The sequence below is a fragment of the Streptomyces eurythermus genome (assembly GCF_014649115.1).
In the GTDB taxonomy this organism is placed as follows: Bacteria; Actinomycetota; Actinomycetes; order Streptomycetales; family Streptomycetaceae; genus Streptomyces; species Streptomyces eurythermus.
Window position 1 is genome coordinate 17,240 of the sequence record NZ_BMSK01000011.1, and the last position, 19,314, is coordinate 36,553.

General features: G+C 73.0%; 13 protein-coding genes and 1 pseudogene. 7 read left to right on the top strand and 7 right to left on the bottom strand.

The window, feature by feature from the left end; translation table 11 throughout:
• Window positions 1-97: 97 nt before the first annotated feature.
• Window positions 98-2,419: a GH92 family glycosyl hydrolase gene (locus tag IE251_RS21485; protein ID WP_189754631.1), complete on the bottom strand. Its 2,322-nt coding sequence runs from the start codon at window positions 2,417-2,419 to the stop codon at window positions 98-100.
• Window positions 2,420-2,574: 155 nt separating this feature from the next.
• Window positions 2,575-3,300, bottom strand: coding sequence for a (2Fe-2S)-binding protein (locus tag IE251_RS21490; RefSeq protein WP_189754632.1), 726 nt, complete (start codon window positions 3,298-3,300; stop codon window positions 2,575-2,577).
• 219 nt (window positions 3,301-3,519) lie between these two features.
• On the opposite strand from IE251_RS21490, the gene IE251_RS21495 reads away from it, so the two are divergent.
• Window positions 3,520-4,845: a DMT family transporter gene (locus tag IE251_RS21495; protein WP_189754633.1), complete on the top strand. Its 1,326-nt coding sequence runs from the start codon at window positions 3,520-3,522 to the stop codon at window positions 4,843-4,845.
• Here the strand turns inward: IE251_RS21495 and IE251_RS21500 are convergent.
• Window positions 4,815-5,987 carry a transglycosylase family protein gene (locus IE251_RS21500; protein ID WP_189754634.1) on the bottom strand — a complete coding sequence of 391 codons (1,173 nt, stop codon included), beginning with the start codon at window positions 5,985-5,987 and terminating at the stop codon, window positions 4,815-4,817. The two genes, IE251_RS21495 and IE251_RS21500, sit on opposite strands and share 31 nt — an antisense overlap.
• Window positions 5,988-6,258: 271 nt before the next feature.
• On the opposite strand from IE251_RS21500, the gene gnd reads away from it, so the two are divergent.
• On the top strand, window positions 6,259-7,698 hold the full coding sequence (gene gnd, locus IE251_RS21505; protein ID WP_189754635.1) for an NADP-dependent phosphogluconate dehydrogenase: 1,440 nt from the start codon (window positions 6,259-6,261) through the stop codon (window positions 7,696-7,698).
• 886 nt (window positions 7,699-8,584) lie between these two features.
• On the opposite strand, the gene panD is transcribed toward gnd, so the two are convergent.
• The 4 genes and pseudogenes from panD to IE251_RS21525 all read right to left on the bottom strand — a co-directional run.
• Window positions 8,585-9,004 (bottom strand): aspartate 1-decarboxylase, encoded by a 420-nt coding sequence (gene panD, locus IE251_RS21510; protein WP_030611681.1) that lies wholly within the window; start codon window positions 9,002-9,004, stop codon window positions 8,585-8,587.
• A 184-nt stretch (window positions 9,005-9,188) separates the two neighbouring features.
• Complete coding sequence (locus IE251_RS21515) at window positions 9,189-10,622, bottom strand: lamin tail domain-containing protein (RefSeq protein WP_189754830.1); 1,434 nt, start codon at window positions 10,620-10,622, stop codon at window positions 9,189-9,191.
• A 188-nt stretch (window positions 10,623-10,810) separates the two neighbouring features.
• Window positions 10,811-12,265: an alpha/beta hydrolase family protein gene (locus IE251_RS21520; protein ID WP_189754636.1), complete on the bottom strand. Its 1,455-nt coding sequence runs from the start codon at window positions 12,263-12,265 to the stop codon at window positions 10,811-10,813.
• A gap of 298 nt (window positions 12,266-12,563) precedes the next feature.
• Window positions 12,564-12,679, bottom strand: a pseudogene (locus tag IE251_RS21525) (IS5/IS1182 family transposase); the annotation flags it as partial.
• A gap of 415 nt (window positions 12,680-13,094) precedes the next feature.
• Between IE251_RS21525 and IE251_RS21530 the strand changes: the two are divergent.
• The 5 genes from IE251_RS21530 to IE251_RS21550 all read left to right on the top strand — a co-directional run bounded on the left by IE251_RS21530 (window position 13,095) and on the right by IE251_RS21550 (window position 19,270).
• Window positions 13,095-13,943: a dipeptidase gene (locus IE251_RS21530; protein ID WP_491590672.1), complete on the top strand. Its 849-nt coding sequence runs from the start codon at window positions 13,095-13,097 to the stop codon at window positions 13,941-13,943.
• A 222-nt stretch (window positions 13,944-14,165) separates the two neighbouring features.
• Entirely contained in the window at window positions 14,166-14,618 is a 453-nt protein-coding gene (locus IE251_RS21535; RefSeq protein WP_229896877.1) for a hypothetical protein, read from the top strand.
• Between the two features lie 572 nt (window positions 14,619-15,190).
• Window positions 15,191-17,152, top strand: coding sequence for an ABC transporter ATP-binding protein (locus IE251_RS21540; protein ID WP_234470509.1), 1,962 nt, complete (start codon window positions 15,191-15,193; stop codon window positions 17,150-17,152).
• 559 nt (window positions 17,153-17,711) lie between these two features.
• Complete coding sequence (locus IE251_RS21545; protein ID WP_189754639.1) at window positions 17,712-19,031, top strand: S8 family serine peptidase; 1,320 nt, start codon at window positions 17,712-17,714, stop codon at window positions 19,029-19,031.
• Entirely contained in the window at window positions 19,028-19,270 is a 243-nt protein-coding gene (locus IE251_RS21550; RefSeq protein WP_189754640.1) for a hypothetical protein, read from the top strand. Before IE251_RS21545 ends, IE251_RS21550 begins: the two co-directional genes overlap by 4 nt.
• Window positions 19,271-19,314 lie beyond the last annotated feature (44 nt).

Consider the following 19,314-nt stretch of genomic DNA (forward strand, 5'->3'; position numbering starts at 1 on the left):
ATCCCCGACGGGCGATTACGGTCAAGTACCAGCGGGTTACATTCAGTTAAGGTCGGATTAAGTCACGGCGAGGGCGGGAGCCGGGAGGCTCCCGAGGTCATTTCAGGACGGGTGGCGCCGCTTCGGGCGCAGTGCCCCACGCCGACGGGCGCGGGCCGACGGTGAAGGCGAGGGAACGCAGGGAGCGCAGCGCGCCGGTCGTCAGACAGGTCCCGCCGTGCGGGGTGCCGTCGGTCCGTACGGCCTGGACGTAGCGGTCGGTGGCCGAGGTGCCGGGCGCCGTCACGGTCAGCCGGCCGGCCGGCCAGTAGCCGCGGTCCAGGGCCAGGTCGACCCGGTCGAAGACGGGCGTGGTCAGGCCCCAGGTGCCGTAGCCGGGCTGGACCGGGAAGAGCCCGATGGCCGACAGCACGTGCCAGGCGGACATGGTGCCCAGGTCGTCGTTGCCGGTCAGGCCCTCGGGGCTGTCGGTGAACAGGGTCAGCGCCGCGTGCACCACGTCCGTGGTCTTCCAGGGCCGTCCGGTGGAGAGGTAGGTGTAGGGCGCGATGAGGTCCGGCTCGTTCATCGGGTTGTAGACGGCGGCGTTGTAGTAGGCGTACGGGTCACCGTGCACCCACACCTCGCGCGCGGTCTTCTCCGGATCGGCGAGCAGCCGGTCGTAGGCGAAGAAGGCGTCGAGGCGGGCGTCGGCCGCGCTCCTGCCGCCGATCAGCCCGATCAGGCCGGGCACGTCCTGCGGGACGAGCCACTGGTACTGCCAGGCCGTGCCCTCGTGGAAGCCGGTGCCGCGGGCCGGGTCGGGCGGGCCGGCGAAGGCGCCGGAGGCGTCCCGGGCGCGGAAGAAGCCGGTGGCGGGGTCGAAGATGTTCCGGTAGTTGCGCGAACGGGCGGCGTAGCGGGCGGCGTCCTCGTGGTGCCCGAGCCCGCGGGCCATCTGCGCCAGCATGGCGTCGGCGAGCGCGTACTCCAGGGTGACCGAGGCGCCGTAGTGGTAGTCGGAGTCGCCCGCCTTGGCGTACGGGCGGCCCTTGACGTAGGGCGCGAAACCGCGCGCGATGTACTCGGCGTTGGCCTCCCGGCCGACGCCCGGGTAGGCGGCGGGCGGCACGCCGTCGGCGTTCTCGCGCAGCGCCCGGTAGGCCCGTTCCTCGAAGCCCTTGAGCAGGCCCGAGTGGTAGGCGGTGGTCAGGAAGGGGGTGACCGGGTCGCCGGTCATGATGTTGGTCTCGACCGGGCCGTAGCCCCACTTGGGCAGCCAGCCGCCGTCCTCGGCGACCGCGACCACCGACCGGGCCATGTCCCGGGCCTCGCGCGGCGCGAGCAGGGCCAGGAGCTGGGCCTGGGTGCGGTAGGTGTCCCACAGCGACCAGTTCTGGTAGTAGGTGTACCCCCGGGTGCGGTGCACGCGGCGGTCCCAGCCGAGGTAGCGGCCGTCGGCGTCGCCGCCGATGTTGGGCGCGAGGTACGACCGGTAGAGCGAGGAGTAGAAGGTCCGGCGCAGCGCGGGCGTGCCGCCCCGCACCCGGACGGCGGCCAGCCGGCGCTCCCACTCCTCGCGGGCCCGGCGGCGCACGGCGTCGAAGGAGCGGCCGCCCTCGGCACCCAGGTTGGCCGCGGCGCCGCGCGCGTCCACGTACGACAGCGCGGTGGTCGCCTCGACCACGCGGTCGCCGGTGGTGTCGAAGCGGACGTAGGCGCCGCCGGCTCCGGTGCGGGCGCCGGGGGTGACGGTGCGGCCGTCCCAGGTGCCGTAGGCGGTGAAGGGCCGGCTGAAGCGGGTGATCGTGTGGACGGTGTAGGGGCCGGTGTCCCGGCAGAAGCCGTGGCCGGTGATCTCGGTGCGCACGGTGTGGTCGTCCAGGATCTCCACCGCGCTGCTCACCGGCTTGTGCAGCGCCTGGGCCGCGTTCAGCAGGACGTTGGCCTTCCCGGTGGCCGGGAAGGTGTAGCGCTGGACACCGGTGCGGGCGGTGGCGGTCAGCTCGGCGCGGATGCCGGAGGCGAGGCCGACCCGGTAGTAGCCGGGGCTCGCCTCCTCGTCGTCGTGCGAGAAGGCCGCCGCGTACTGCGCGTAATCCGTCCGGGTGATATCGCCGGTCGTGGGCAGCACGGGGAGGTCGCCGCCGATGCGGCAGCCGACGCCCGAGAGGTGGACCAGGGAGAAGCCGCGGATACGGTTCTGCGCGTAGTCGTAGCCGGTGCTGTGCCCGGTGTCCGGGGAGAGCTGCACCATGCCGAAGGGCACGGCCGCGCCGGGGAAGGTGTTGCCCTCGTTCCGGCTGCCGATGAACGGGTTGACCAGCTCGGTGAGGCGGCCGGCGGGCGGCTCCTCGGCCCGTGCGGCGGGGGTGGCGATCAGCGACGACGCTGCCAGCACCCCGGCCATGCACCAGCGCGTGCGCCGGGTCCCTCTCATGTCGGATGACCTCCGCGGATTGGACATCGTTGCCTGCATCCTGAAGGCCGCGGGGCGCGAACCCGGGCATTCCGGGTGATTGGCTTGGAACGCGTCGCGCCGAGGGGGCTCTCTCTTGGACGGGGAGCGCCGGGTGCGGGGGTACGTCGGTGAGGTCAGCCCGGTGGGCGGGTGTGGCAGCAGTCGCCGCAGAGTCCGCCGCCGGGCACCCGGTAGTACAGGCAGCAGCTGCGCCGCCGGAACGACGCGCCGGTGCGCGCTCCGGTGGCGTCGAGCAGCGGATGGGCGAACAGTTCGCCGGTGAGGGCGCGGGCGCGGGCCGCCACGTCGGTACGGCCGTGAGCGCGGGCCCAGCGGCCCAGTTCCCGGGCGGTCGCGGCCAGCGCGGAGCCCGCGTTGCCCCACAGCAGGCCGGCCGCGACGCCGTAGCGGGCCCGCAGCACCGCCGTCAGGGGCTCCAGATGGCCGTGCAGCACGGTGGCGGCCAGCGTGGCCGCGTCCCCGGGCAGGGCGCGCACCTCGGTGAGCCACAGATCGTCGGGGGCGGCGGCGTCCACGTCCCAGCGCAGCAGGCGCGGGTCCAGGTCGGGCAGCCGGCCGTACAGCACGGCACAGCCCAGGGCCGCCGACCACAGCCGGGCGGCCAGCCCCTGCTGGGCGAGGGAGGCGGCCACCCGGGGCTCGGCGGTCCGCAGCCGCTCCCCCACCACGGCGACCCGCGCGGCGACCGGATCCCGGCCGGACGGCGGCACCTGCGCGTAGCCGTCCGCCAGGGCCGGCAGCCCCCGCGGATCCACGGCGCCGGCCGGGCCCGGGAGGGTGCGCAGCACGAAGAAGCCGCCGAGCGGGCGCAGTGCGGCGAGATCGCGGTCGAGAGGCATGACAGCACTCCTACCAGGCGTGTCACCCGGGCGACGCGGCGGGTGCCCGCCCGGCGTCAGCCCGCCAACGGATCACCGGCACGCCGGTGTACTGCAAAAGCAGTAGGCGGCATTGCGCTCAGGGACGACGACGGGAAGATCACGACCGGGCAGAGTGTCGACCATGGAAGCCGATCGCATACGGGCCGAGGACACGCACCGCCCCCAGAGGAGACGCCGATGAGCGCCCTGGCGTTGTCCGTGCTCCTGTCGGTCGTCTCCGCCCTGGCCTACGCGGGCGGAGCGATCACGCAGGAGCAGGTGGCGGTGTCCTCCGCCGGCAGCGCGCCGGTGCGCCGGCCGGGCTGGTGGGGTGCGCTCGCGCTCAACGGCCTCGGCGGTGTGCTGCACGTCGTGGCGCTGGCCTACGGGCCGCTCAGCCTGGTCCAGCCGCTCGGCGCGCTGACCATCGTCTTCGCCCTGCCCATGGCGGCGCTGTGCGTGGGCCGCCGGGCCGGGGCGACCGCCTGGCGCGGCGCCCTGATGGCCACGGCCGGCCTCGCCGGTCTGCTGTCCCTGGTCGGCTCCTCCGCCACGCACTCCCTGACCGCCGGACAGCGGCTGGCCGTCGCGCCGGCCACCGGCGCGGCGGTGGCGGCGCTGGCCTTCGCCGGGCTGGCCGCGCACCGGCATCCGGCGGTGCGCAGCGTGCTGCTCGCCACCGCCTCCGGTGCCGCCTTCGGCATGTCGTCGGTCTTCACCAAGACCGTGGCCGTGGACTGGACGCACGGCATCGACCTGGGCGCGCTGCCCTCGCTCGGGGTGATCGGCGCGTTCTCGGTCGCCGGTGTCCTGCTGTCCCAGCTGTCCTACCGGCACGGCGGCCTCGCCGCCCCGCTGGCCACGCTGACCGTGGTCAATCCGGTGCTGGCCGCCGCGGTCGGCGTCCTGATGTTCGGCGAGACCTTCCGCCACGGCACCGCGGGCACCGTACTCGCCCTGGGCTGCGGGGTGGTGGCGGCGGGCGGCCTGATCATGCTGACGACGGAACGGCTGGAGCACGCGGAGGCCCCGGAGTCCTTGGGAACGGCCCCGGCGGACGCCCCGGCGGACGCCCCGGTGGAGCCGACACCGGCGTCCCCGGCTGTCCCGGCAACTTCCCCGGCCGCTGCCGCGCCCGCTGTTCCCGCGGTGTCCCCGGACGGGCCGTCCGCCGTGTGCCCGCTGCGGGACGTCGCCGGGCCGGCCCTCGCCGCCCGGGAGCCCCGGCCCGTGGTGCCACGGCAGCGCGGGGCGGCGGACACCGACGCGGACCCGAACGGAAGCGGAACCGCGGCCAGGAGCGGGACGGAAACCGGGGGCGGGACGAGGTCCAGGAACACGGCGGAAAGCGGAACCGGCACGGAGGCCGGAGGTGCCGGGCCGCCGGCCGAGGACGTGGCCCCCGCGCCGTACGTCCCGCTGTCCGCGCGCTTCCACGTGCCGGTGGCGCTGCCGGTGCCGGTGCCGGTCCCGCTGCCGGCGCCGTGCGCGCGTCAGATGGCGACGCCGCCGGCCCGGAGGTAGGCGAGCGGGTCGACGTCCGACCCGAAATCGGGGCCGGTCCGCACCTCGAAGTGCAGGTGCGGACCCGTGACGTTGCCCGTGGACCCGGAGCGGCCGATGCGCCGGCCCGCGGTGACGTCCTGGCCGGCCCGCACGGAGATGGCGGACAGGTGGGCGTACTGGGTGTAGCGGCCGTCGGCGTGCCGCAGTACGACCTGGTAGCCGTACGAACCGCCCCAGCCCGCGGCCACCACCCGGCCGGCCGCCACCGCCCGCACGGACGTCCCGGTCGGCACGAGGAAGTCGACGCCGGTGTGGTAGCCCTTCGACCAGTGCGAGCCGGCCGCGTGGTAGCCGGTGCCGACGGAGGCGGACACGGGGGCGACGCGCGCGTGGTGGGCCGGAGCCGGGGTGTGGTGGGTGCCGGGATGCTCCGAAGGGGCCTTGCGCTTCCGGGACTTGGGCGAGTCCGGGGTCTTCGGGGGTGTGCTCCCGGTCCGGGTGCCGTTCAGGCTGAGCCGCTGGCCCGGCAGGATCAGGTCGGGATCGGAGCCGATCGTGGCGCGGTTGCCCGCGTACAGGGCCCGCCAGCCGCCCGGCACGCGCCGCTCGCCGGCGATGCCGGAGAGGCTGTCGCCGCGCACCACGGTGTACATCTCGGCCCGGCCCGCGCGGGACTGCGGGGTGGTCTGCGGCCGGACGTCCCCGACGGAGGAGGCAGGGTGCGCACCGGCCCGCGCCGGGTGGGCGGCCGCGGAGTCGGTGGGCGCGCCGGCCGTGCCGCCGCCGCGGGTCAGCCCGGCGCGGGGCGCGCAGGCCGGCCAGGCGCCGGGCCCCTGCCCGTCCAGCACCTTCTCGGCGACGGCGATCTGCTCGGCCCGGGTGGCCAGGTCGGCGCGCGGCGCGTAGCGGGTGCCGCCGTACGCCTCCCAGGTGGACCGGGTGAACTGCAGCCCGCCGTAGTAGCCGTTGCCGGTGTTGACGCTCCAGTCGCCGCTGGACTCGCAGGCGGCGACCTTGCTCCAGGTGGCCGCGTCGGCGGCGTGCGCGGTGCCGGCGGCGACCAGCGGGATGGCGAGGCCGGCGCCGCTCGCCGTGACGGTGAGCGAGGCGCGGTTGATCCTGTTCGGCTGGTACCGGCGGTGCCGGCCGCGTGCGGCCATGTCCGAATTCCCCTCGGCATGCGTCAGGAGGGGCAAACGTAAGTGCCGCGAACTGGCCATGACAAGGCGGGGAATCGGCCTGCCGTGAGGGTCAAGTGGCCGGGAACGCGCTCTTGTTGAGCCGGGCGCGGCCGATGGCCGAGGCGGGGCGTTCGCGACGCGTACCGGAATGTGGCGGGTCGTAAACGCGTTCGCCGTTGCAGCACGTCAGGATAAGCAGGGCCCCGTACTGACGGAGCCGTAGACATGAGGCAACCAGGGAGCAGGCGGTATGAGCACTTCAGCGCAGATCGGTGTCACGGGCCTCGCGGTGATGGGCCGCAACCTCGCACGGAACTTCGCACGCAACGGCTACACGGTCGCCGTGCACAACCGTACGGTGTCGCGTACGAAGGCGCTGGTGGAGGAGTTCGGGCAGGAGGGCGACTTCGTCGCGGCCGAGACCGCCGAGGAATTCGTGGCGGCGCTGGAGCGGCCGCGCCGCCTGGTCGTCATGGTCAAGGCGGGTGAGCCGACGGACGCGGTGATCCAGGAGTTCGCCCCGCTGCTGGAGCCCGGTGACATGATCATCGACGGCGGCAACGCGCACTTCGCGGACACCCGGCGCCGGGAGCGCGAGCTGCGCGAGCGGGGCATCCACTTCGTCGGCGCGGGCATCTCCGGCGGCGAGGAGGGCGCGCTGCACGGACCGAGCATCATGCCGGGCGGGTCGGTGGAGTCGTACCGGTCGCTGGGCCCGATGCTGGAGAAGATCTCGGCGAAGGCCGCGGACGGCGCGCCGTGTGTGACGCATGTGGGCCCCGACGGTGCCGGACACTTCGTGAAGATGGTCCACAACGGCATCGAGTACGCCGACATGCAGCTGATCGGCGAGGCGTACCAGCTGCTGCGCGATGTCGCCGGGTACTCCCCCGCGCAGATCGCGGACATCTTCCGCACCTGGAACACGGGCCGGCTGGACTCGTACCTGATCGAGATCACCGCCGAGGTGCTGTCCCACGTGGACGCGGCCACCGGCAAGCCGTTCGTGGACGTGGTGGTGGACCAGGCCGAGCAGAAGGGCACCGGCCGCTGGACCGTGCAGATCGCGCTGGACCTGGGCGTCCCGGTGTCCGGCATCGCCGAGGCGGTGTTCGCCCGGTCGCTGTCCGGGCACGCGGCGCTGCGGGCCGCGTCGCGGGACCTGGCCGGCCCGAAGCCGTCCGCGCTGAGCGAGTCGGAGGCCGCCGCCTTCGCCGACCGGGTGGAACAGGCGCTGTACGCCTCCAAGATCGTGTCGTACACCCAGGGCTTCCACGAGATCGCGGCGGGCAGCGAGGAGTACGGCTGGGACATCGACCTGGGTGCGGTGGCCTCCATCTGGCGGGGCGGCTGCATCATCCGCGCCGCGTTCCTGGACCGTATCCGCGCGGCCTACGACGCCCGGCCCGACCTGCCGAGCCTGCTCTCGGACGAGACGTTCGCCCGCGAGATCGCCGACGCGCAGGACGACTGGCGGGAGGTGCAGATCGCGGCGGTACGGCAGGGAGTGGCGACGCCCGGTTTCGCTGCGGCCCTGGCGTACTACGACGGCCTGCGCGCCCCGCGTCTGCCCGCGGCGCTGACCCAGGGCCAGCGGGACTTCTTCGGCGCGCACACCTACCGCAGGGTGGACCGCGAGGGGGCGTTCCACACGCTGTGGGGCGGGGACCGCGGCGAGGTCACCGCGTAGGCAGGGCGCTTTTCGGTGCCCCGGGGCGGCTGCCCGGGGCACCGGGGGGACGGGCACACCCCTCGGTGACGCTCAGGTGAGGGGCGGGCCTGGTTCGGGGTTCGGCACCGGTTCCGGGCCCGGCGGGATGGGGGACGGTGGCGGCTCCGGCGGGCCCGGGTGGGGCGGCGCCGGAGGCGGTGCGGGGCCGGGGCCCGGCGGGGGCGGGGTCGGCTGCGGGACCGGCTCGGGCGGCGGGACCGGGGTGGGATAGGGATCCGGCGGGGTCGGGCTCGGGGCAGGCCCCGGCGCCGGGCCGGGCGGTGCCGGGTCGGGCGGGACCGGGTCGGGATGCGGGTTGGTCATCGTGTCCTCCGGGCTGTCACGGGACGTCGCCTCTGGACTTTTCCCCCGCCTACCCGGTGCCCGCGCGGCCACTCACCCGACGGCAGCACCGAACGCACCCGGCCCCGCGCGCACGGTTGCGGCTCGGATCGGCCTTCGACGGACTCGCCTTTCGGCGCTCCCGTCGCCCAGGCGCTCATCGGCACGGGCATCGCGGTGGCCCCGGTCTCCCGCCTGGCCCTGACCCACACGCCCGGCACCACCCACCGCGAACCGGCCCGCCCCAGGCCCTACCGTCAGCTCTAGGCCGTGACCAGGGCCGACGCGAGCCTCACCCCCCTCGCGGACCTGCTCATCGACCTCCTACGCGATGTCGCCCGCGACATCACCACCGCCTGGGAGACTCCCCCGCGAAAAAGCCGCCGCTGATCGACCCCCCCCCATGGAAGGAAACCGAAGGCCCCTGCCCTCGTGGGCGGGCCCGACGGTCGTGTGGACGAGGATCAGGGGCGCACGGTCTCGCTCATGGCCCCGCGCGCACCCTGGTCCGCCGGTCGGCCGGTCAGGCGCCTACGGCCTGCGGGCTGCGCTGCTGGTCCGAACCGGGCACCGGCTCGGACGGGTCGGCGCCGAGGGACACGATCCGGTTGCCGGCGTCGACGTGCACGACCCGGGGCCGCAGCTCACGGGCCTCCGCGTCGGTGACCTGCGCGTAGCTGATGATGATCACCAGGTCACCGGGGTGGACGAGATGGGCCGCCGCCCCGTTGATCCCGACGACCCCGGAGCCACGCTCGCCCTCGATGACGTACGTCTCCAGCCGGGCACCGTTGGTGATGTCCACGATGTGCACCAGTTCCCCGGGCAGCAGATCGGCGGCGTCGAGGAGATCGGCGTCGATGGTCACCGATCCCACGTAGTGCAGGTCGGCCTGGGTGACGGTGGCGCGGTGGATCTTGGACTTGAACATGGTACGAAGCATCGATGCACTCCTGATGATCGGCTCCCTGCCTGCGCTTTTGCAGGTCAAGGGCTGTTCGACACCCTAACAACGACTCGCGCGTCCGGGCAGCTTCCCCCAGGTTTTCCAAGGCTCCTACGGTCTGTGGAGCGGCTGCCGGAAAGGTGGGCGGCAGCGCGGGCTGCCGCCCACTGCTCGAGCCCGCTCAGCAGGTGACGGTGCCCCTGCGCAGAGCGTGCCCGCCGTCGTTGGAGTCGTCGGCCCAGTAGACGGGCTTGTGACCGGCCACGCATTCGTCCGCGCCGGCCAGGGAGAAGCCCTCGTTGTTGTAGTCGGGCATGCCCGACGGGCGGTTGAAGACGCCCGTGGTGGTGAAGACGCCGGTCGTGCCGATCTCCAAAGTGCGGTGCTGCCCGTCACAGGTGTCGTCGCAGACCGCCCACAGACGCGACGCCTGCGGCTCCCACTGCAGTTCCATCACCCCGGACATGCCGCTGCCGAAGGACGCGACACGGGTGTAGGAGCCGGAGTCGGCCAGCACGTAACCGTAGATCATGCCGGTGCCTTCGACGCCCACGAAGAACACTCCGCCGCTGTGGCTGCCGTAGCGGGCCGGATCGTAGGCCGAGCCGGTCGAGGCGTCCTTGAACCCGGCGCCGGTCAGCGCGGTGTCCGGGATCCAGGTGATGCCCTCGAGACCGAGATTGGAGCCGGTCGAGGGGATGTCGGACGTGAGGTTCCACTCCTTGACCGCGGTCAGCGACGAGCCTGATCCGCTCACGTCGTACTTCAGCACCGACAGGCGGCTGGTACCCGACGCGTCCCCGTCGCGCTCGCTGGCCACGAACGCGCCCGCGGCCGAACCGGCACCGGTCAGCGTGACGCCCTCACTGTCGGGAGTGCCGGAGCCGCCCGGAAAGCGCAGGCTCTTGCCGGCGGACCAGCCGCCGGCGGCATCCGGCTTCCAGCCGCCGGAGCCGTCACGCACCAGACGCCACAGCCTGCCGCTGTTCTGCGCACCCCACAGCACACTGTCCCCCTGGTACAGGCCGCTGAGGTCCTGGCCGAACACGTTCGAGCCGTCCGCGGTGGCCACACTGCCGCTTCCCGGCCACACGGCCGGCGCCGTGGAGCCGCCGCCTCCGCCGCCGGTGCCGCAGCTGTTCGGGCCGCCGAGGGTCACCGTGGCCGCCTGCCCGAACGCCCCGGTACCGTCGGGGCAGCGTGACCAGGACGGGTCGGAGTGCTCGCCCCAGGAGAAGCTGTCCACCTGGGTCGTGCCGTCCGCGAGGTAGAGGCCGGCCTCGTCGTCCGAGCCCAGGCCGAACTTGCCGCTCACGTCGAACGCACGGTACGCGCCCGGTGCCAGGGTGGTCCCGGAAGCGATCCTGTAGGCGTGGTCCTTGTCGTTGTCCTTGAGAACCCAGCCCGACACGTCGACCGTGGCGGCGCCCTTGTTGTACAACTCGATCGAGTCGTTGACGCCGCCGGTGGTCGTCACCTCGTTGATACGGACGTCGTCCGTGACGGCCGCGTGCGCCGCCGGTACGCCGGTCAGGGCACCCGCGGCCACGAGGGGTGCGGCGACGAGAAAACGAGCAAGGGCACGAGCGTGCCGGAAAGCGGCCGATGCGGTCACTGAACGAGTCCTGACGTCGTCATGGGCAGGGCGGCCCGACAGTCGCGAACCAGTCCGAACACGCGGCCCCGGTCGAGAAGGACAGCACATGAACGGCTGACGAACTGCCCTCGTCCCGCTCGTCCTCGCTGCCGACGACCACCCCGAGGGGCGGTCGGCCCGGCTGCTTCGAGCGCGTCGTCGGCTGATCAGCGGCTGTTTTCCGGGTGGAGGACGCTGAGGTCGCCGTAGGCCGACAGAGCACCGGCCGGGTCGCCGGGCTTGTGCCGCAGGGTGGTGTCCAGGAAGGCGAGCGTGGTCGCGGCGACGACACGCGGGCTCCGGGCACGGCCCAGGGAACCGGTCATCGAGGGCACGGGCGGCAGGTACAGGGGGCCGTCCATGAAGGTGAGGTGCGCGGCGCCGGGGATGGTGAGCCGGTAACTCGTCGCGGTGCCGGCCTCGAGGGCCTCGGTGAGGCGGGGGAGGTAACGCGGGTCGGTTTCCGGGGTGATGGCCGCGGTGAGCGCGAGCACCGGCCGGCGCAGGGCCGGCGAGGTGGGACCGTGGGGGTAGCCGTCCAGATCGATGACGGCGTCGAACCGGCGGTCCTGCCGGGCCGCCTGCAGAGCGGCGGCGCCGCCCATGGAGTGACCGGTGACCGCGACCCGGCCGGTGTCCAGGCGTCCGGTCAGCGGGCCGGTGATCTCTCCTCGGTCCATGCGGTCGAGCTGGGTGAGGACGAAGCTGAGGTCGGCGACCCGGACAGCCGTCCAGCCGACCGCCAGGTCCTCGTCCTTGCCCCGGTCCCCGGTGGAAGACGTCCTGGAGTGAATCGTCCGCCCGTCGGCGAGGACGACCGCGGCGGAGTCGTACGGGTGGTCGAGGGCGGCGACCGCATAGCCGTGGCTGGCCAGTTCCTCCGCCCAGGCGGTGTTCTGGGTGCGCACCCCGCCCGAACCGGGAGAGAACAGCACGACCGGGAACCGTCCGCCCCCACTGGCCACCGGGGCGTCGAAGACCGCGTGAGTGCGGGCACGCGGGACGCCGTCGACCAGGAAGCCGGGCAGGCCGGCCCCGTCGGCGAGGGCGTCCGCGACGGTGCGCGCCTCGTGCTCGGTGCGTCCCAGGTACCGGGCCCGCCGCGCGCCCGCGGGACTCTCCTGCGCGGGGTACCAGAGCTGGACCACGACCGTGCGTCGGTCGTGCGGATCGGCGGTGAAGCCCTCGGGGCGGTGCGGGTCGGTCCACTCCACCACACGGGTGCCGACCGGGAAACGGCCCGACGGCTCGGGGAACACGGGGACGGGAAAGGCCCAGGCGGCCACCGGACCCGCGGCGATCAGGGCGGCGCAGGCCACCGTCCCGGGCAACGCCAGCCACCATCGCGCCCGCCGGGCCGGCCGGCCGGTACGGCGTCGCAGCAGGGGAGAGAGCGCGAACGGCAGCGCCACGGCGGCGCCTGCCAGTACCGGCAGCATCTGCCAGCGCAGCCCCACCACACTCAGCCCGGTCGCCGACAGCACGAGCACCGCCCCCGCCGCGATCGTGGCGCGCGGACGGGCAGCTGCCGGAAGCCAGCGCGCCGTCACCAGGACGACGGCCGCCAGCATGGCGAGCAATTCCAGAGGGGACACGTACAGCCCCGCGATGATCTCGGTCACCCGGCCATCCTCGACACGGGCACGTCATGCCGCATCGTCCGCCGGTCGCCATCGCATGCGACCCAGGTCGCACACGAAAGCGTGCCGTCCGTACGACCAGAGTCGCATCCGGGCATCTCACCTGTGCGACCGACCACCTGGCCGGCGCACGCGACGACGGGTCGCGGCACGACCAGCGCACCGCCACGGCCGAGGGCCGTCCCCCGTCCGGCACGCCTGCGGGGGGCGCGAGGGCCGAGACGCCGACCCCCAGCGGCAGTCCGTTCGCGTCAGAGAGGGGCGTCATCGAGTCGGTGCAGTACCGCGTCTCATCAGGCGTGTCCTGCGTCCCGCCCCCCTGTGGCCGCACCTCGATGGTGGGATCGACGGCTTCGCGATCTCCCACAGCCCGTCCGGAACAATCCGACTCCACATACGCGCTGGGCGTAGTCGCACAGCGCCGAGCAGGCATGGCAGCGGGAGGGTGCCCCAGCTGGGGGCGCCGGTGGGCCGGCCCGATTCACCGTCGAGACGTGCGACGAGCACCTGCACAAGGCCGCTCGGTCCGAGGCCCGGCTCGCCCCGCCGCCGCCCGGTTCGGCGGCACACATCAACACGTCCGGGTGGAGCACGGGAGCCCGCGGATTTCCGCCGCTGCGAGGAGAGTCGGCCGAGGGGCCCGGTCTGGGGACGGGCGGGGATGGGCACGATCCCTTCCATGGCACACGCGGATTCAGTACCACGCCGCCCGCGCTTGCTGTGGGAGCAGCACTGCTGTCTGCCGTCGGAGCGGCACGCCGATGTCGGTGAGCTGGCTCGCTACCGCAGGCCGGGTGGCAGTCTTGTGTCGGTGAACGTTGGTTACGTCCCGCATTCCGCGGAGGACGTCACCGGCCTGATCATGAGCTGGCGGGAGCGGATCGCAGCGGATCACCGCTTGCGGCCGGCGGAGAGTGTCGTCGACGTCGACGCCGCCGGCCGCGACGGGAACGTGGCCGTGGCCTTCGACCTGGAGGATTCCGGTCCGCTCGCGGGGCGGCTGGAGCGTGTACGCCGGTTCTATGAACTCGGTGTCCGCACGATGCTGCCGAGCTACAACAACCGCAACGCGGCGGGCGGAGGCTGCCTTGACGCGGTCGACGAGGGACTTACCGCCTACGGCCGGGCACTGGTGAGGGAGATGAACGCCGTCGGCATGGTGGTGGACGGTTCTCACTGCGGGACCCGCACGGGGCTGGACATGTGTGAGGTCTCCGAACAGCCCGTGATCTACAGCCACTCCTGCATGCGCTCGCTGTGGGACCACCCTCGCAACATCACCGACGACCAGGCCAAGGAGTGCGCTGCCACGGGCGGGGTCGTCGGCATCACCGGTGTCGGGATCTTCCTCGGCGCCAACGACGCCTCCGTCGACGCGTTGGTACGGCACATCGACTACGCGGTCGAACTCGTCGGCCCCGAACACGTCGGAGTATCGACCGACTACCCCTTCGACCACGACGACTTCAACGCGATGCTCGAACAGAGCCCGGAGCTGTTCCCCGACTCCTACACCCGCTGGGGTCCCATCAACTTTCTGCCCCCGGAAGGCCTGCTGACCGTCGAAGACGCGCTGATCGCTCGCGGATACCCCGACGACGCCGTCACCGCGATCCTGGGCGGCAATTTCCGCCGCGTCGCCGCACAGGTGTGGCAGTGACTCCTGGGTCCCAGACCGTCCGCCCGCGGGTGTCCGGGTGGGTCCAGGTCGTGCCCGGGCCGCCGTGCCTCTGGAGCAGCGGCACGCCGCCGGGCGCGGCCGTGCCGTCGTGCGAAGGCCGGCGGCCAGGGCAGCAGCACCGGGGCAGGCGGCCGTCCTCAGGCCGTCGAGGACGGTCGCCGTGCCGGCCGAGCGGGTCCCGCCCATCGATATCCTTCTGGCATGTCGACGCCAATACCGCCCGCTCACGGCGCCCCCGTCAGCAGCCCTGTGCCCACAGCATCGGATCGCCGGTTCAGACCTTCGCTGGCTGCCGCTGTCGCGGCAGGACTGGTCCTGGGGGCCGGCGGGGTCGGCATCGCCTGGGCACTCAGCGGAGACGACGGCTCCTCCGGTGACGGAGCGGCCGATGACGCCCGTCGTGCGTGTGTCACCCTGGAGAGCTTCGACGAGTCGGCCGACATGGACAACGACGCACAGAGGAATATCGCCTTCAACCGTCTCGGCGGCGCCGCCGCACTGTCTGCCGCGGCGGCGGCCGGTGACCGTGAGTACAAGCCCTTGGCCGATGCGCTCCAGCAGGTGCTGAACCATCAGATGCGCGCCGACGACTTCACTGAACCCGGGTTCCGCAAGGATCTGAAAGCGGCCCGGTCTCTGTGCGACCGTCTCTGACCGACGCCCGGAGGGGCGGACACCGAACCGGGGTGGACCGGTCGGCACCGTCGGCCGGTGCGCCCTGCGCTTGAGCCCAGACGCAACTTGGCAGAAGCGTGCGGGGGTACCGGAAGGGGGTGCGGCGCCGCCAGTGCGGGGCGGCCTGACCGTCGTTCTCGACGGGTAACTCCCCGGTGCGGGCGTCCCCTTGGTCCTTGCCGAGGAAGTCTCCGTACGCGCGCCGCTCGGCGGAACGGGCGATCCGGCCGAGCGTCCCGTGGTACGTACGCCGCGCGAGCGCGGGGCACGCCAGGACAGTGCCCGGCCGGTCGCCGGCTTCGACTGCGTCAGCCTACGCAGCACCCTCTGAAGGCATTCGTGATCACCGGCGCTCTCGCGCGTACGATCCCCCGGTCCCCAACACGACCGAAACACGTGTGTTCGAAAGGGCCGTCGGCTCGTTGAGTCGCAGGAGCAGTCACACAACCGTCAAGGGGGACCATGTCGACTTCGGCCAGGACACCAGCACCTGCGACTGCCCGGCCCGGACGGGGAGGCGCGCTGTGAAGAGGTTCTTCGGACGGGTACGGATGGCCGAGCCGGAGGTCTCCGACGCCGAGCGGGAGCTCTTCGGCGGTCCTCTGCGCTACGACCTGGGCTGGTCGGAACACGAGCGCGCCTGGCTCGACCTGACGATGATGTCCGCTCTGCGCTCCATGCCGAGGCTGGTCGGGGCGACGTTGCGGATGGCGTGGCAGGCCGACCGCCGTGCTCTGCTCACGGTCGCCGTCAGCGAGGTCGGGCAGGGTCTCGCCGCGGCGGTCGGGCTGCTCGCGGTGAACGCCGTGATGCACGCCCTGCTCGGCTCGGGCACCCCCGACCAGCGGCTGCACGCGGTCCTGCCCGGACTGCTCGCCGCCGCCGGAGCCGCCGTGGTCAACTCGGGCCTGGCCGGCTGGTCCACCTCGCGGGCGGGCCGGCTGGAGCCGCTGGTGGAGCGGATCGCCACGACCCAGTACCTGGCGGCCGCCGCGTCCGTCGAACTGGAGGCCATCGAGGACCCGGAGTTCCGGCGGCTGATCGACGTCGCCCAGTACGGCGCCGCATCCGCCCGCCGCATGATCAGCGCCTGCGTCGCCGCGCTGAACGGGACCATCTCCCTGATCTCCACGGCGGGCGTGCTCACCATCCTCCACCCGGTCCTTCTGCCGATGCTGATCCTGATCGCGGCGCCGCGCGGCTGGGGCGCGATGCGGGTGGCGCAGGAACGGTACGTGTCGGTGATGAGCTGGGTCGAGCACATGCGGGCCAGCCGCCTCATCGGCAATCTGCTCACGGAGCGCACCGCGGCACAGGAGGTGCGCATCCACGCGGTCGGACCGTTCCTGCTCAGCCGCTACGAGCGGATGGCGGAGAGCGCCGAGGCCGAGCAGGAGCGGCTGGCCTCCGGCAAAGCCGTCACCGAGTGGGTGGCCGCCGCGCTGTCCGGCCTCGCCATGGCGGTGACGTACGGGGCCATGTTCTGGCTGATCATGAGCGGGCACATGAGTCTGGCCGTGGCCGGGACCGCCGTCATCGCCGTCCGGTCCGGCTCGGCGAGCCTGGGCGCGCTGGTGATGAACGTGAACCAGCTGCACGAGGAGTCCCTCTACGTCCGCGACCACGCCCGGTTCCTGGAGGAGGCGGCGCGGCACACCATTCCCAGCGGGGGTGATCCCGTCCCGGCACGGGTGCGGCAGGTCGTCCTGGACACGGTGAGCTACCGCTATCCGGACCGGGAAACCCCCGCCCTGGACGAGGTGTCCCTCACCCTGCCCATGGGCTCGGTCACCGCCGTGGTCGGCGAGAACGGTTCCGGCAAGAGCACCCTGATGAAGGTGTTGTCGGGCCTGTTGCTGCCGCAGAGCGGGACGGTGCTGTGGGGCGAGGCCGACCTGGTCTCCCTGGACCGGGCCGAGGTCTTCGACCGTGTCGCGCTGCTCACCCAGGACTTCCAACGCTGGCCGGTGACAGCGGCGTTGAACATCCGGATCGGCCGGCCCGCCCGGGAAGCCGGTCCCGAGGACCTGCGGCCGTCCGTCGACTACGCGGGCGCAGGACCGGTCGTCGCCAAACTTCCCGACGGCCTGCGCAGCCTCCTGGCCCGGATGTTCCGGGGCGCGAGCGAACTGTCCGGCGGCGAGTGGCAGAAGATCGGCCTCGCCCGGACCCACTGGCGCGACTCCACCTCCGATGCCGACGGCGTGCTCATCGTGGACGAGCCCACCTCGGCCCTCGACCCGGAAGCGGAGATCGCGGCCTTCGACCGCATCCGCCGGCTCGCCGCCCCGAACCGGGCCGTCGTCCTGGTCACCCACCGCATGTCCGGCGTCCGCCACGCCGACCGCATCCACGTCCTGCACCACGGACGGCTCGTCGAGCACGGCAGCCACGCCGAACTCATGGCCGCCCGGGGGCGCTACGCCGCGATGTTCGACGCGCAAGCCTCCCAGTACGCCCCCGAGGCCACCGTCCCCCGCCCCGGCTCCCCCACCGTCACAGATCCCGCGTGACCCGCTCGTGGCCGACGCGTCATGTGACGGCACGCCGCGTCGAAGTGGGGTTGACCGGGCGGCTCGTGGGGGTGGGGGGTTTCTTCTCTCGGCGGGCGGACGAGGGACCGGCGGGTGCCACGGTCCGCGGCCGTCGGCGGGCGCGACGGTGTCGATCGCCAAGGGCCTGCGACAGCGCACACCGGCCGTGTCCGGGGGTGACCTGGTGGCCCTCCCGGTGTTACGCCCATGAGGAATTCCTCCTGCGCGCGCACACCTGGCGAGAGCCTCGGGGTCATCACACCGCTGGGCGCCGGAGCCGTTGTGGACCACTTGGTCCATAACAGCTTCCCCGGGAGATGCCGCAACCGGACCCGCCTGCCGGCTGTGGGCGCGGGATCACCCCGGACGAGTTGCGTACGGCCGTGGTCGGCACGAGGCTGGAAGAAAAGGCGACAAGCAGGCTCGGACGCGCCGAGTCACCGTACGGCCGGACGTGCCGTATCAGCTCGCCGATGGTGTCTCGGGCGTGCGGCGGGGCGGTCACCGTGTGCACGGGGGCAGTCGGAGCGGAGACACCATGACGAACGAATCATTCGACCGCCGTGCGGGCGACGGGCAGTTCGTACTCTACGACCAGAGCGTCCTCAAGCGTGAGAACGCCTACACCGGGAAGTACCTCGTACTTCTCGACTGCCAGGAGGAAGAGCGCGGCATGCAGGTGCTGCGTTCCCAGGCCGGCATCGCGAACGCGGAACCGGTGCGTGGTGCCGAGGCGGAGAACGCCGTGCGCGTCCTGGAGGCGCCGGACGTGAACGCGCTCTTCCCGGAGCTGGGTGTCGCCGTCGTCGACGTGGCACCGGACCAGCGGGAGGCGCTGGTGACGGCCGCTCAGGAGGAACCGTCGGTCATCGCCGCGGAGCCCGAGCGCCTGCTCTACATCTCGACGATCACGGACCGTACGCGGGAGGTGAAGGGCTACTACCCCACGTACCGCAGCGACGAGGACGTCATGGAGCGGCACACCACGGCGGCGATGGCCGTCTCGCTGGGCCCGGCCTGGGACGAGACCGATCACACGTGGGGCCTGCAGGCGGTACGGGCCAACCACTCCCAGCTGACGGGGCAGGGCGTCAGGGTCGCGGTGCTCGACACCGGAGTGGACACCGAACACCCCGACCTCTCCGCGCGCATCGCCGGCACCGCGTCCTTCGTGCCGGGGCAGTCGGCGCAGGACGGCAACGGCCACGGCACCCACTGCATCGGCACGGCGGCGGGCCCGGCGCAGCCGCAGCACGGGCCGCGCTACGGCGTCGCCCCCGAGGCGCAGATCCTGGCCGGCAAGGTGCTCAGCAACCAGGGCAGCGGGAGTGACGGGCAGATCCTCGCGGGGATCGCCTGGGCGCTCTCCCAGGGGGCGAAGGTGATCTCCATGTCGCTCGGTGCCCCGGTCAGCCCCGGCCAGCTGTTCTCACCGGTCTTCGAGAGCCTGGCGAAGCGGGTCGTCACCGCGGGCACGCTGATCGTCGCGGCGGCGGGCAACGACGGTGGACCGGTCAACCACCCGGCCAACTGCCCCTCGGTCCTGGCTGTCGCGGCTCTGGGCAAGGCGCTGGACGTCGCGCCGTTCTCCTGCCGGGGCCAGGGTCTCATCGGGGCGGAGGTCAACATCGCGGCGCCCGGCGTGGAGGTGCGTTCCGCCTGGCCGATGCCCCAGGTCTACAACACGATCAGCGGGACCAGCATGGCCACCCCGCACATCGCGGGGATCGTCGCGCTGCTGGCCCAGGGCGTGCCGGACGCCACGGCGGCCGAACTGAAGAAGCGTCTGCTCTCCGGCGCGTACCGGCTCGCGCAGCTGCCCGCGAGCGTCGGTGCCGGTCTGGGGCAGACTCCGTGACCGAATCCCCGCGGGTGGATGTCATCCTGTCCGTCGACGATGTCGGGCGGTTCGCCGAGACGATCGGTGCGGCGGAGGCCGTCGGCCTCACCGTGACGAGTGAGCAGCCGCTCATCGGCACGGCCGCCGGCACCATCGCCGAGGACCGGATCCCGCTGCTGCGGGCGGTGGAAGGCGTGGAGGCCGTCGAACGGGCCCGCACCATCCGCCTGCCACCGCCCGAGCCGCCGGACCGGTGACGGACCCGAACCCTGAAGGCCCTGAAGGGCCTTCACGGTTCCGT